Source organism: Amphibacillus marinus, from assembly GCF_900110345.1.
Taxonomy (GTDB): Bacteria; Bacillota; Bacilli; order Bacillales; family Amphibacillaceae; genus Amphibacillus_D; species Amphibacillus_D marinus.
The window spans coordinates 80,872-94,233 of record NZ_FODJ01000003.1 but is presented as its reverse complement, the minus strand read 5'-3'; the positions used below and the strand labels follow the sequence as shown (position 1 = coordinate 94,233).

The 13,362-nt window shown below is 39.1% G+C and carries 12 protein-coding genes; 1 reads left to right on the top strand and 11 read right to left on the bottom strand.

From position 1 onward, the window contains the following. Window positions 1–82 precede the first annotated feature (82 nt). The 4 genes from splB to BM000_RS06040 form a co-directional block, all read right to left on the bottom strand. Window positions 83–1,111 (bottom strand): spore photoproduct lyase, encoded by a 1,029-nt coding sequence (splB, locus tag BM000_RS06055; RefSeq protein WP_091495881.1) that lies wholly within the window; start codon window positions 1,109–1,111, stop codon window positions 83–85. Beyond that, window positions 1,104–1,358 (bottom strand): transcriptional regulator SplA domain-containing protein, encoded by a 255-nt coding sequence (locus BM000_RS06050; RefSeq protein ID WP_091495879.1) that lies wholly within the window; start codon window positions 1,356–1,358, stop codon window positions 1,104–1,106. The genes splB and BM000_RS06050 overlap by 8 nt, the downstream gene beginning before the upstream one ends. A 141-nt stretch (window positions 1,359–1,499) precedes the next feature. After that, window positions 1,500–2,108, bottom strand: coding sequence for an acetate uptake transporter (locus tag BM000_RS06045; RefSeq protein ID WP_091495877.1), 609 nt, complete (start codon window positions 2,106–2,108; stop codon window positions 1,500–1,502). Window positions 2,109–2,241: 133 nt separating this feature from the next. Then, on the bottom strand, window positions 2,242–3,111 hold the full coding sequence (locus BM000_RS06040) for a PD-(D/E)XK nuclease family transposase (protein WP_091495874.1): 870 nt from the start codon (window positions 3,109–3,111) through the stop codon (window positions 2,242–2,244). Window positions 3,112–3,321: 210 nt separating this feature from the next. On the opposite strand from BM000_RS06040, the gene BM000_RS06035 reads away from it, so the two are divergent. After that, entirely contained in the window at window positions 3,322–4,218 is an 897-nt protein-coding gene (locus tag BM000_RS06035; RefSeq protein ID WP_091495872.1) for a DUF2268 domain-containing putative Zn-dependent protease, read from the top strand. A 49-nt stretch (window positions 4,219–4,267) separates the two neighbouring features. Here BM000_RS06035 and BM000_RS06030 read toward each other — a convergent pair whose 3' ends face one another. From BM000_RS06030 to BM000_RS06000, 7 genes are all read right to left on the bottom strand, one after another. Then, window positions 4,268–5,455 (bottom strand): class I SAM-dependent rRNA methyltransferase, encoded by a 1,188-nt coding sequence (locus BM000_RS06030; RefSeq protein WP_218144079.1) that lies wholly within the window; start codon window positions 5,453–5,455, stop codon window positions 4,268–4,270. 24 nt (window positions 5,456–5,479) lie between these two features. Next, a complete protein-coding gene (locus BM000_RS06025; protein WP_091495868.1) occupies window positions 5,480–6,403 on the bottom strand; it encodes an AEC family transporter in 924 nt (307 codons plus the stop codon). A 583-nt stretch (window positions 6,404–6,986) separates the two neighbouring features. Continuing rightward, on the bottom strand, window positions 6,987–8,060 hold the full coding sequence (locus tag BM000_RS06020; protein WP_245751593.1) for a sugar ABC transporter substrate-binding protein: 1,074 nt from the start codon (window positions 8,058–8,060) through the stop codon (window positions 6,987–6,989). A gap of 14 nt (window positions 8,061–8,074) precedes the next feature. Beyond that, the gene (locus BM000_RS06015; RefSeq protein ID WP_091495864.1) at window positions 8,075–9,610 is read right to left on the bottom strand and encodes a response regulator; all 1,536 of its coding nucleotides are present in this window, start codon (window positions 9,608–9,610) and stop codon (window positions 8,075–8,077) included. A gap of 5 nt (window positions 9,611–9,615) precedes the next feature. Further along, complete coding sequence (locus BM000_RS06010) at window positions 9,616–11,049, bottom strand: sensor histidine kinase (RefSeq protein ID WP_091495863.1); 1,434 nt, start codon at window positions 11,047–11,049, stop codon at window positions 9,616–9,618. Beyond that, window positions 11,046–12,023, bottom strand: coding sequence for a sugar ABC transporter substrate-binding protein (locus BM000_RS06005; RefSeq protein ID WP_245751592.1), 978 nt, complete (start codon window positions 12,021–12,023; stop codon window positions 11,046–11,048). Before BM000_RS06005 ends, BM000_RS06010 begins: the two co-directional genes overlap by 4 nt. A gap of 158 nt (window positions 12,024–12,181) precedes the next feature. Next, window positions 12,182–13,357 carry a sugar ABC transporter permease gene (locus BM000_RS06000; RefSeq protein ID WP_091495861.1) on the bottom strand — a complete coding sequence of 392 codons (1,176 nt, stop codon included), beginning with the start codon at window positions 13,355–13,357 and terminating at the stop codon, window positions 12,182–12,184. Window positions 13,358–13,362: the final 5 nt, after the last annotated feature.

Genomic DNA, 13,362 nt, shown 5'->3' with positions numbered 1-13,362 from the left:
TTTTAAAGGGATTTGATTGTTAATCTATGATTAGATTATTAATAAGGGAATAGAAAAGGCAGGTGTGATACTCCACACCTGCTCAAGTAAAGTATTCAATTTTTGCTTGTGGGAAGAGACGAGGTATCTGAGTCTTAAACAATTCTTTCATTTCAGCCTGTTCCTCATCTGTGTAAACGTATTTAAAGATACCATAACGTCCCCATTTTGTTTTACGCTTTGACTCATCTAACTCCAGCTTCGTCATTGGATAGTTTTTCTGAATGACACGTTTTGCCGGCGCAGTAAAGCGGTGTTGAATAAGCTCAAAGGTAAGTCCTTGCTTGGCCTTTGCTGGTAGCATCTCCGCTAAATGCTCAAGCATATCAAGATAGCCCTCTCGCCAGCCTTCATGCAAATAAATTGGGGCAATGATAAAGCCAAGCGGGTAATCAGCTTCAGCTACTTTTGTAGCAGCCTCAATTCGTTCTTTTAAGCGTGATGTACCTGGTTCAAAGTATTTAATCACATAATCTGCATTAATACTAAATCTGAATCGCGTACGTCCTTTATGATCAGCATCAAGTAAGTGATCGACATGGGCAAATTTTGTCACAAAGCGCAAGAGACCATGCTCTGTTTTACCAAAGTATTCAATCGCATCCTTTAAGGTATGGGTCAAATGGTCAATCCCAACAATGTCAGAAGTACAGGATGCCTCAAAGCGAGTTACCTCGGGCATACGTTCCCGCATGTATTGCTCTGCAGCATCATAAATTTCATCAGTATTTACATAAGTTCTAATATACGGCTTAGATCCCATTGTTGTCTGAAGGTAACAATAATGGCAATGCCCCATACATCCCGTGGCAAAGGGAATTGCATATTCAGCTGAAGGTTTTGAAGTATCGAATTTCAACGTTTTACGTAAACCAACCACTAACGTTGATTTTGCATGACGATATTTTTGAAAATCATTATCACCAGGTAAATTACGAACTTGATTATGAGATGTCGTTTCACGAATCTCTAAATCCATATCAGTGAACTTCTTAAACAGCTTCTTACCTAACGGGTACTCCAACGCTTTTGGTTCAAAATAAACAAGCTGAGGGACAAAGGGTTTAACCATGATAGTCCTCCGCTCCAGATTGACCAAACGCATCTCGATAAGCTATTTCAGCCTCATAATAGTCAGAAAAAACAGCTAAATCATCCCGTAATGGAAAATATTCCTCATTTAATAGTAGCGCTAGTTCACCTGGATAATCTGGCTTTGCAACAACTTGAGCCTCTTGAACATTGACTGCACCTTGCACATGGGGATTGCGTAACATCACATAAACCTGATCTCCAATATTATAATCTTGATTTATCATTGCTCTAACCACCTTTTTTAGGTAGTTTGCCTTGATTATCTTAATTTTATAACGATTAAGCGTAACTAACAAAAATTGCTCGTGTTGGACGATTATGTCCATATTAAAAAGCTAATCAATTAGATCAGCTTTTTAGGAGAATTATTTAAAGATACCGAACGGCTTCCCTATTGGGAGCACAGTTTTACCAAAGTGCTTATTCAAGACAATTGCAGCACTACCGTAAAAAGAAAGCAAAGCAATGATGAGCTCAGCTACAGCTGCTAGCAGATGTGTATAGTGATACATAATATTAAATGCACTTAGTGACAAACCAATAAATAAGAAATCGATGGCGACAAAAATAGAAAATAATACTTTGTGTGTTTCCATAGCACCAACCGTCATAAACAGGCTGAATATTAAATAACCGATAAAAGCTACTCCAAGCTGACGAGAATCTGCCTGTTGAGCAAGTCCTTCACCTAGTACACCCATCTGAATTAACCAAGTAAGACCCACGCCAAACCAAAATAAACCAAAGGCACCAAATGCCGTTGTTCCGAAAATATTATTATGCTTAGCATCCTGACTTGCTGCAAAGAGTTGCGCTATCCCTCCTAAAAAGAAAGCCCATGGTAAAACGAGCGAAACCCCATCAGTTAAACCAAGCTTTTGCGAAGACGCAACTAACGTTACCATAGCAAGTCCAAACAGCCCAAGTGCTGAAGGGTCAGCTGTTATCATTTTTATCTCTTGTTGATTTTGCATCCCTTGTGTCCCCCTAAACAAATTAAACATACTTGACTAATTTATCGAATTAGGTCTAGGAAGTCAATCACTATTTTCTTACTTGTAATAGCGGTTGAGATTAAAACAATTGTATCCTCAACAAAGTAATCGCTTACGAGATCGTTTGATTATTTTTCTGATATTGATTCATCGCAAGCTGATCGAGCTCTTCAATAGAAATACCCGTGAGGTGAACAATTTGTCCATATGGATAGCCAGCTTTAATCATCTGAATGACTATTCGCTCCCGTTCTGACACTTGTCCATGCATTTTACCTTGATATAACAACATCTGTTGTTCTTCTAAACGTTCAACATACCAATATTTTTCACTATTATTCTGCGTTGTTAGCAGCTCTGCGTTAAGTGCATCATTAAACCGTGTTACCGCATGCTGATAAATGGCTCTGCCCTTTATCCAAGTGCCTATCTTCTCACTATTTACAAGTTGTTTTAATAGATAGAGCCACTCTTCACTAGGTGTTTGTGGAAAGCCCTTTGGTAGTTTAGCTAATTCAAAATAATGTATCTCCATTTTGTCATACAGCAAATAAGGATTCCGTTTATTTTCGACCTGATAGACATTGTGATATTGAGGGGACTCAGTCAGAAGGTTAAAATTTAACATATTAATGATAAAGCAAGACTTTAACAAACACGGATTCGACTCACGAATGACATGATCGACATACTGTGGTTCCCACTCCCTCATATTATGAGTTGCTTGATACGCTCGATCACAGATATGAATACGAATGTCTAGATGCTCCCTAGCGGCTGTTCGTGCCTTAATTTCAAGCTGAAAAGCATTACTAGTGTAATCAGTTTTCTGATAAACACACTCAATAATCTCTTGTTTTACCGATTGAACCAGAAGCTTATTAAGAAAATCAATTAAGATCGCATCATTTCCGCCATCTTGATTAAAAATGTAGTGAAAAATAACATGTAACGGATATTTAAGAGCACTTCTTCGTGACATTTAACTCCTCCTTTTTTTCAAAGATAGCACGGTTTCATCGTTTTGTAAAAAAAGGAAATTAATCAAATGTAAAGCTTTTCTTTATTGTTTTTTATTAAAAAGGAATTTTCCCGTTACAAAGGCTGATAAATGCATCGTATTATTTTTTTTACAAAGCTATTGACCTTCACGCGGCGACAAGGGTTATCATTTTTTATTGAGGTGAAAAGTATGCAAATAATAATTGAGGATACCGTTAAACAATACGATCAGCTCTTTTCAATAGCTGAAGGGCGCGAGGATTACTTCCGCTATACAATGATGAAGCCGTTTAAACAGATGTGGGATAGCATTAATGTTCCACTAAAGGCAAAGCAATACGATGGCTATGATGTGCTTGTCGCTACTAAAATGCTTGGCTATCTTGACGTTTTAGAGACCGAACTGGGGAGACAAGGGTTAACACAGTTTAAAGAACTGCATATTCTTGAAACGGCACAACAGGCTTTGAATAATTGTGTTACTTACCTTAACAAAAATCAATTACATCTTAAAGCTGATCGCTTACGCTTTGGTGCTTACCTTGCTGATCCTGACAAGCTTAAATTACAAAGGGGATACTGTGGTTTTGGTGGAATTCCAGGATTTATTCAAATTTCGCTTTTCCCAAATACCTATAACAGCCCTAGGCTACCTGCAGTCATTGCCCACGAATTTCACCACAATATTCGATTTTCGTATTTTAATTGGGATCATGGTAACGTAACAGTTGGCGATTACCTAATTATTGAGGGCTTAGCCGAGGCTTTTGCCAAAGAACTCTATGGGGAGGCATATCTAGGACCGTGGGTTACAGCTTTAGATGAAGAAGATCTCCTTTACTCAATGGAAATTATTAAGGATGCCCTAGCTATTAAAGGCTTTGCTGAGGTTAGCAGCTATATGTTTGGTGATGAAATTGCTAAAGAGCACAGCTATCATCCTGTTGGTTTATCACCCTTCGCTGGATATGCCGTTGGCTATCATGTGGTACAGAATTTTTTAAAGATAAATAAGGTGTCTGTGCGTGAAGCAACATTACTTTCTACTAATGAAATATTAGCTAATTGTAATTTCCTTACTAAATAATGATAAAATGGTGGACAAGCACAGAGCAGCTGTCCACCTTTAACAAATATTAGCTTAGTTTTCGAATGAATAGCACCTTTAAATAGTTACCATCCGCATATTGCGGATGGTAAGCAAAATCTTCAGGCAAATTAAACGTTCTTTCAATATTATAGCTTATACCTTGCTTAGCAAAGGCTTGTTTTATAAATTGCTTAAACTTTTGCACTGAGATCGCACTAGAGTTGGTAGAGGCAACAATGACACCATTTTCTTCAGTCACATTAATCACATCTGCTAGCAATTCCACATAATTCTTTGTCACACTAAAAACACGTTTTTTTGAACGTGCAAAGCTGGGTGGATCAACAATAACAAGGTCAAATTTCAACTCTTTTTTTACTGCATATTTAAAATAATTAAACACATCCATAACACGGATTTCATGCTTCGTCTCATTAATCCCATTTAATTGAAACTGTTCAATTGTTTTAGGCTGACTACGATTTGCCAAATCCACACTAACGGTTTTGGCTGCGCCGCCCATCGCTGCATAGACTGAGAAGGCTCCAGTGTAGGAGAACGTATTTAGAACTGTTTTTCCAGCTGCATAATGATCGCGAATCGTTTGTCTCACTTGTCTTTGATCGAGAAAAATCCCGGTCATTGGACCATCATTTAAATAAGTTGCAAATTGCAGTCCGTTTTCTTTAACGATAAGAGGGAATTGTGCGCGCTGACCAGTAACAAAATCATCATCACCTAAATACTTTCCCCCAGTATCAAAACGCTTCTTCTCATAGATACCTGCTACCTGTAGCACATCCTGAATGGCTTCAATTATCTCCTGCTTAAAGTGGTAAATCCCTTCACTATACCAAGTGACTAAAAGGTATTCTGCATAATAATCAATTGATAAACCACCAATTCCATCCCCCTCACCATTAAAGATACGAAAGGCAGTTGTTTCTTGACTTGCTAGCAGCTGAGCTCGTTTGGCAAAGGCCTCAGCTATTTTCCCGCTAAAAAAGGCAAAATTAATTTGCTCTTCTTTATTGGCAGTAAGCACCCAACCATAGCCTTTATTGTCTCGGCCATAATAGCCACGTGCGATAAAGTCGCCACTTTTATCAACAAGATCAATGGTCTCTCCCTCATATTTCAGCTGGTTAAGACCTTCAAGAGCATCTGCAAACAATTGTGGATAACCCTTTTGATATTTAGTGATAAATTTGTCCCTAACCGTCACCTTCTGCATTTGTTTCATCCTATCTTTTTTAAATTAAAATAACACCCGAGCCAAGTAAATTACTATTGTAACAGTTATTGCACTAAATAAGGTTGAAAACAGCACAATTTGTGCTGCAAAATCCGGGTGGTCACTATATTCCTGAGCAATAATTGCTGTATTAACTGAGGTTGGCATTGCCGAAGCAATAAATAACGCCTGGGCCATTATTCCAGATAAACCGAATGAATAAATTAACCCGAGGGCTACCAGCGGTCCAATTATTAGGCGCAATAACAAGCTAAAGTAAACCGTTTTTAATCCTGTTGATAATTTAATAATTGCTACCTGAGCACCTAAGGTAAACAATGCCATTGCAATCATTGCATTTGCAACATAGCCAGCTGGAGTTAAAATCAAATCAGGTAAATCTATATTGAGTAAATTGAATAGCACCCCAAACACAAGTCCATATAGGACAGGCATTCGGAAATAACCTAGCAATGCTGTCAATGCCCCTTTTTGCGAGGCTCTTAGCGAGAAAACACCATATGAGAAGATAAACATGTTTTGAAATGTTAACGCAACAACCTGAATCGATGTGGCATATGGATTACCGTAAAATACAAGGTCATTTACTGGCACACCATAGTTACCTGAATTAAAAAACATCGCACTATTTGTAAAAATCGTCCGCTTATTTTTATTAAGATTTAACAATTTCCCTGATAGCTGTGCAATGATAAACATGATGATAATATAAAGAACAAAGAATAAAATAGCCGGACCGAATAGACTAGCTGATAGTTCAATATGGTATAAAGCATTAAAAATAAAGCCTGGCGCCAAAAAGTAAATATTCACCTTTGCTAAGGTAGATAGATCGAGCTTAAACTTGATTTGCATAATAAAGCCAAGTAACATAATAACAAAAACTGGACCAATAATCTCTCTTAATATAATTAATAATTCTGTCAACGTTCTCCCCCTGTCTTGATAATGCTCTTTACATTAAGGATAGCATTAATAGGTAAAAATTAAAATGTCCGGTCAATTTGTGGGGGACCTCACACTCGTTGGGAGCGTTCGCTCATATTTAGGTGCGTTCGCACGCATTCGAGCTAAGTTCGCTCTTATTTTCAAATTTTCGCTCCTATTCGGGTGGGTTTCGCTCTCATTTTCATTTAAGTGCGATTCTCCACTACTTGAGTGCGATGTCACAACCTTTGGGAGCGTTCGCTCGTATTTGAGTGCGTTCGCACGCATTCGAGCTACGTTCGCTCTTATTTTCAAATTTTCGCTCCTATTCGGGTGGGTTTCGCCCTCATTTTCATTTAAGTGCGATTCTCCACTACTTGAGTGCGATATCACAACCTTTGGGAGCGTTCGCTCGTATTTGAGTGCGTTCGCACGCATTCGAGCTAAGTTCGCTCTTATTTTCAGATTTTCGCTCCTATTACGGCGGGTTTCGCTCTCATTTGTGCCCTAGCTACTAATCCTCCGCCTCACCTAACAAAAAATCACCCTTATCAGCGCTGTGCCGCAAATAAGAGCGATCATATTATCTATCATCAACAAAAATCTCAGTCTCACTATGAAATCCATCAGCAATAATGGTCTCATAAATATTATCCTTATGAACTGGGACTGGTGTTAAATAAACAGTGGGGACATCTTTTTTGCCATTATTGATCGTTAGCTCGGTTTCAATTTGCTCGCCTCGAGCCATTTTGACAGCAATGTCAGCTGCTTGTTCTGTTAATTCTCTAATTGACTTATAGACTGTCATGGCCTGCTTCCCAGTGTAAACCCTTTGAATCCCTGCCAATTCAGCATCCTGACCAGCAACAGGGATCTTTCCTGCTAGTCCTTGTTCAGCTAATGCTTCAATGACACCGCCTGCTGTGGCATCATTTGCTGCGATGACTGCATCGATATCATTGTAGTTGGCTTCTAGGGCTGCCTGCATATTTCGCTTGGCATTAACCGGTGTCCACGCTTCTGTCCATTGATCGTAAACGACAGTTATGTCCCCTTGTTCAATTAGTGGCTGTAAAACTGAGAAGACACCCTCTTTCATTAAATGGGCATTATTATCGGTTGCTGCTCCGCCAATATAAACATATTTACCAGTTGGAACAAGGTCAGTGACCCATTCAGCCTGAAGCATACCAACCTGCTCATTATCAAAGGAGATGTACAAATCAACATTAGCATTTTTTACTAAGCGATCATACGAAATGACCGGAATCTCAGCCATTTGCGCTTTCCCGACAATCGTTGCTGCTGCTTCGGCATTGTGAGGGACTAAAACAAGTAAATCAACCCCTTGACTAATCATTGTCTCTGCTTGTGTCACCTGCAAAGCATCATTACCATTAGCCGCTTTAATAATGACCTGAGCTCCCAATGCTTCTACTGCTTCTTTGAACATATCACGGTCTTTTTTCCATCGTTCCTCAATTAAGGTGTCCATTGATAAGCCAATGGTTATTGAGCCGTTGTCGTCAGACTGATCGTGCCCAATCTGTTCGTCAGGAAGATCATCTGGAATTATTGGTAAAGTATCCTCGTTTTGCTCACATCCCAACAAAATAACGATATAGCCGATAAACAAAAGTAAGGTTGCCCTCATCCACATGCACCTCCTTATCCTAATAATCCAATTTGCACGCGATATTGCTTCGGTGACAGCCCAGTTTGCCGTTTAAAGACTTTACTAAAATAATTTGGATCGTGATAACCAATATCAAAAGTAATTGCCTTAATACTTTTCTCAGGGTCAGCTAACAATTGCTTTGCCTTCTCAATACGGCATTCAGTTAAAAACTCAATATAATTAATGCCGAGCTTTTCTTTAAACATTTTACTGATATAAATCGGGCTTAGCCCCATCTTATCTGCTAGAAGATCAAGGGAAATATCCTCATGTGAAAATTGCATAATGTAATGCTTGATTTGATGCATACTATCACGTTCCATGCTTTGAATATAACGCGCATGATTCCCTTTTAATTGGCTTAAATACAACCCTAACTCACGTGAGAGCTGTTGATAGGATTGACTTTGAAAGGTGACCGAAGCCCACGTCATCTTAATATCCATTTCATCTAGGATACGGCCAATTAGCCACACCATTTCTAACATCCGTTGCTGAACAACCTGTATTGGATAATCTTCTTTTTGAAAACATTGGATTAAGAGTGTTAGCCTTTGCTGAATTTCCTCCCAACGCCCTAATCTGACATGATCGAAGAAATCCTTGGTTCGGTATTTCTCTAACAACTGATCACAGCTATTCTGGCCAAGGGATAAATCCTCATAAAAGCGATACTGATTGGCTCTCGTCTGATCTAATCCAGCAATTAGCCCCTGCTGATAGGAACGCTTAATTTCATCCATTAATTGGTGTACTTGACCAATCCCAATTGACCAACCCGGTTCAAGTTGCTGATCTGCTGGTGGCAACGCTTGCCTAACAATTGCAATTGCCTGAGCACGGAAGCTTTGCTCATTACGAAAAACAATGACAGGAAAATGACGACCGGATAGAGCGCCAACCCAGACATTATCAATTTGCTTAATTTTCCGTAAAAGAGCTGGATACTTACTTTCTAGCCCTTCAGGTAATAGAACAACAAACACAAAACTCTCCCTTGTTTTGCTAACATTTAGCATTTCCATCAGCATATCAACATGGACATCGTGCACATGGTCAAATAAAAGTTGAGTAACCATATCCGTCTCAAGAACACGTTTAGATCGTTCGTAGTTAATCAGTTCAAGCTGGCGCGCATCCGCCTCCTTTTGTTCAGCCTCAATTTGCTCAATAACTTGCCCAATTGTTGCGGTAATTTCAGTTACCTTACTGGGCTTTAAAATATAATCCGTAGCCCCAAGCTTAATGGCTTCCTTGGCATAGGCGAACGTATCATAGGCTGTCACCATAATAAACTTTGTGCGCTCCTGGCTTTGCTTAATTTGCTTAATCGCCTCTAAGCCATTCATACCCGGCATTTTAATGTCCATTAAAATTAAATCTGGTTGAAAGCTATTCGCTATTTCAATAGCTGACTTCCCATTTTTCGCTAGTTTAATCTCAAGCTTGGGAAAAGCCTTCGACAAGATTAACGACATGCTGGTGCGCTCAATCTCTTCATCGTCGACGATTAATACGCTGATCATTCTCCTCAACCCCTTTGCTTAGGCAGACGTAATGAAATGGTGGTTCCTTTGTTTAACTCACTTTGGATTTCAATTAAATGGTCACAATTATAAAAAATCCTTAAGCGTTTCACAACATTGGTAAACCCAATTCCCGTCGAGTGACCTTCCTTAGGCATGATTGAACCAGACAGAAGCTGTTCTATCTTCTCTTTGCTCATACCCGGGCCATTGTCTTCTATCTCAATTAAAACACGATCATCCTGATCGGCAATGCGGAAATAAATATTACCGCCATCCTCATTAGGCTCGATCGCATGAATAATAGCATTTTCAATAATTGGTTGAATCGTTAACGCTGGAATTGGAACTGTCAGCAATTGCTCATCTATTTGCTCAAAAAAGTTCAATCGATCAGTAAAGCGTGCCCGTTGAATATCAATATATTGCTTTAGCACAGTTACTTCATCATAGAGCGTTACCGATCGGTCCAATTGTTTAAGGTTATAGCGTAGTAAGCCAGCAATATTGACAAGCAGATCACTTGTTTCTAACGCCTGTTCTAAATAAGCCTTTTTAGAAATCGTGTTCAGTGTATTAAATAAGAAATGTGGATTAATTTGGCTTTGTAAGCTTTTGAACTGACTTTCCTGCAAAAGGAGTTTGCTTTCTTGCAATTCTTTTTCTAGCTGAGCCTTCAATTGAATTTCTGATATTAATGTATTAATGTTAATCCGCATCCGGTTAAAGGTCCTTGCTAAAAAGGAAATTTCGTCATTTGAATCGACTTCTACCTCAGAATCGAATTCCCCTCGCGATAATGCATTGGCTGCTTCAGTTAGTTGATTAATCGGTCGTGTGATACTCCTAGAAAGCGTATAGGTAACGACGATCAAGCTAAAGGTAAGCCATAGTAGTAACCAGATACCAAACTGGTTAAGTGCGGCAGATTGCTCAATGATACTTCGATAAAATGTGTCATATGTCTTCAACTCTTGATCAACAAGGGCAAGCGTTGTTTCCGAGATGTAATTGGTAATCCGAGTGGCATCGGTAAATTCACTTAAGGCTGCCTCTGGATCCTGCTGTCGATCAAGAATTATTGAACGGTCAATTGTTTCAATTAAACTATCCATTAAGTTAATGTAGTTGGTAATATCAAACTGATTCTCCACGTGGGCCAAGGACCAAACCTCTTGCTCATTAGACCCTAGCTCGGCTTTATGTTCTTCAATGCTAGCAATAATTTGTTCTGAAGGTGCAGTTAAATAATTATTAAGTTCAGTAAGGAGTTGTTGACTCGTCTCATTAACATCGTTCAAAACAAGATAACGCTGTAAGATGCCATTATATTTATCTAGGCTTTGGCGATTATAAAAGGTCATCATTAACCAGATTGTCAGCATGACTAACAACATAATGGTCGTAAGGGTAATAATCTTCTTTTGAATCGTGGTCATGATTCATCGACCGCCTTTAAAATACTTATGTCGGTAAAATACCCTTCAGAATCAAGCGGTACCGTCTCCCCTTTAAGCCATTCAATCATGACCTGCACACTTGTCCTGCCCATAGCCACTGGATCCTGAGCAATTACCGCGTTAATTCTTTTTTGACTGAGTAAGGGTTGAATGTCAGCATGATCATCAAAGCTATAAATGTATAATGAATCAACCTGTCGTCTTCTACTAATCTCTTGAATTAAGCCTGCTGTCAAATTAGCATCTATTGAAATAAAGCCCTTGATTTGGGGGTAATCATTTAATAGCTGCTGCGTTGTTGCGAGGATGTCCTCTCTTACATCTGTTGTCTCAGCTTTAATTACCGTTATATTGGCATACTGTGCCAGCACAGACTCAATACCGGCTCCTCTTTCTTGTTGGAAGGAGTGGTTTTTCTCATTTGCAAATAAAATGACTTCACCTTGCTCCCCCATATCGCTAACAAGCTGCTGAGCAATTAATTGACCAGCCTCATACTGTGGTGACCCAACGTAGGTTCGGCGTAAGCTTTCCTCCATTGCCACATCATGGGCAATCGTAATAATCGGGATACCGTAGAAAGCAGCTTTTATTTTGGTTAACTCCTTAAATTCATCGGTATCTAATCCTTGGACAATGATACCATCGACCTTAGCATAGATAGCAAGCTCTAAATTACGTAAAAAAACCTCTTCATTCCGACCGTAGTTGCCGAGCACTTCAATAATGACGTCATCAAGATTAGCCTGTGCATGAGCGCCAACTGCAACTTCATTCCAAAAAGGCGTATCAATATCTTGGGTAATTAAAACAAGACGATACTGCTGGGTTACCTCATTAATTGGCATTGGTTCCTGCCAATCAGATTGAACAAATTGCCGAGCAGATGTAAAGGTAAAGTAACCAAGCACACCAAATATTAGAATAAACGTCATATGCATGATTTTGCGCAATCTTTTCACCCCTCTTGCAGTTAACTTCTGTTGTAAGCGCTATTATCATAGCACTGTTTAATCACCTTCGGCAAGAGCATTCTTGTTATTGCGTTTACAATTTCCTATGTCGCTATAAACAGAAAGAGAGGGACCATAATGAGCCCTCTGTGCGTCTACTATTTACCTTTTTTTCGAGTAATGACATCAAAAATGACTGCTCCTGCTAAAACACCACCGCGGATCATATATTGATAGGAGATTCCTACACCAAGTAGGTTCATCCCATTTGTTAATGACGCCATAACAATTGCACCAATAATGGCTCCGGTAACCTTACCGACACCACCAGCAGAAGATACACCACCAACATATGCGGCAGCAATTGCATCTAACTCAAACAGCATCCCAGCTGTTGTCGTTGCTGACTGTAAACGCGCAGTATAAAGAATACCTGATAAAGTCGCTAGCATTGACATTGAAGCCATTACGAGATAAGTAATCTTCTTAACATTAATCCCGCTTAGATGCGCAGCTTCAGGATTGCTTCCGACGGCATAAATCTGGCGACCTAGTACCGTTCGATTGGAAATAAAGTGATAGACCATTGTGACTAACAGAACAATAACAACTGTCCATGAGAAGCCGTTATAGCCCGCTAAAATCCAAGTAATGTAACCAATAATTGCCGAAACAAACACCAATTTTAAAACGAAAATACTGTTTGAGACAACTTCAAAATTATATTTTTTCTTATCATGGCGTGTTTTAAATTCTCCGTAAAAATAAAAAATAATGCCGATTAACCCTACAATTAAAGTGAGTAAGTGGCGCTCACTAATCTGAGCAAGTGAAGGAATAAAACCATTCCCCAATGCGTTAAATGATGCATTTTGCACAATAATTGTTCCTGTTCCTTCAGTAACCTGAAGTAATGCTCCACGGAAGATTAGCATGCCAGCCAAGGACGCTACAAATGCCGGAATCCCAAGCTGAGCAATTAAGAAACCATTAAACAAACCAACTACTAGTCCCAGTACTAATATGATTGGAATAACGATATAGACAGGTAAACCTTGTTGCATCAATAACATAGCCGCAATTGCACCCAAAAAACCAGCGACATAGCCAACTGATAAATCAATATGGCGGATAACAATAACTAAAGTCATCCCGACAGCCAATACAGCAATATAGCCAGCTGAATCTAACAAGTTACTAATATTACGCGATGACATAAACATCCCATTGGTCATCAAATTAAAGGTAAACATAATAATAAATAAGGCAATATACATCCCATAATCTCGAATATTTTCTTTCACTAAATCAATTGCTTCATTGATAATTTTCATTGTTA

What these genes read in the sequence shown, in the direction of transcription:
- BM000_RS06000 (WP_091495861.1), bottom strand. Translation starts at nt 13,357, where the DNA reads ATGAAAATTATCAATGAAGCAATTGATTTAGTGAAAGAAAATATTCGA.
- splB (WP_091495881.1), bottom strand. Translation starts at nt 1,111, where the DNA reads ATGGTTAAACCCTTTGTCCCTCAGCTTGTTTATTTTGAACCAAAAGCG.
- BM000_RS06020 (WP_245751593.1), bottom strand. Translation starts at nt 8,060, where the DNA reads ATGAGGGCAACCTTACTTTTGTTTATCGGCTATATCGTTATTTTGTTG.
- BM000_RS06045 (WP_091495877.1), bottom strand. Translation starts at nt 2,108, where the DNA reads ATGCAAAATCAACAAGAGATAAAAATGATAACAGCTGACCCTTCAGCA.
- BM000_RS06050 (WP_091495879.1), bottom strand. Translation starts at nt 1,358, where the DNA reads ATGATAAATCAAGATTATAATATTGGAGATCAGGTTTATGTGATGTTA.
- BM000_RS06010 (WP_091495863.1), bottom strand. Translation starts at nt 11,049, where the DNA reads ATGACCACGATTCAAAAGAAGATTATTACCCTTACGACCATTATGTTG.
- BM000_RS06035 (WP_091495872.1), top strand. Translation starts at nt 3,322, where the DNA reads ATGCAAATAATAATTGAGGATACCGTTAAACAATACGATCAGCTCTTT.
- BM000_RS06015 (WP_091495864.1), bottom strand. Translation starts at nt 9,610, where the DNA reads ATGATCAGCGTATTAATCGTCGACGATGAAGAGATTGAGCGCACCAGC.
- BM000_RS06030 (WP_218144079.1), bottom strand. Translation starts at nt 5,455, where the DNA reads ATGCAGAAGGTGACGGTTAGGGACAAATTTATCACTAAATATCAAAAG.
- BM000_RS06040 (WP_091495874.1), bottom strand. Translation starts at nt 3,111, where the DNA reads ATGTCACGAAGAAGTGCTCTTAAATATCCGTTACATGTTATTTTTCAC.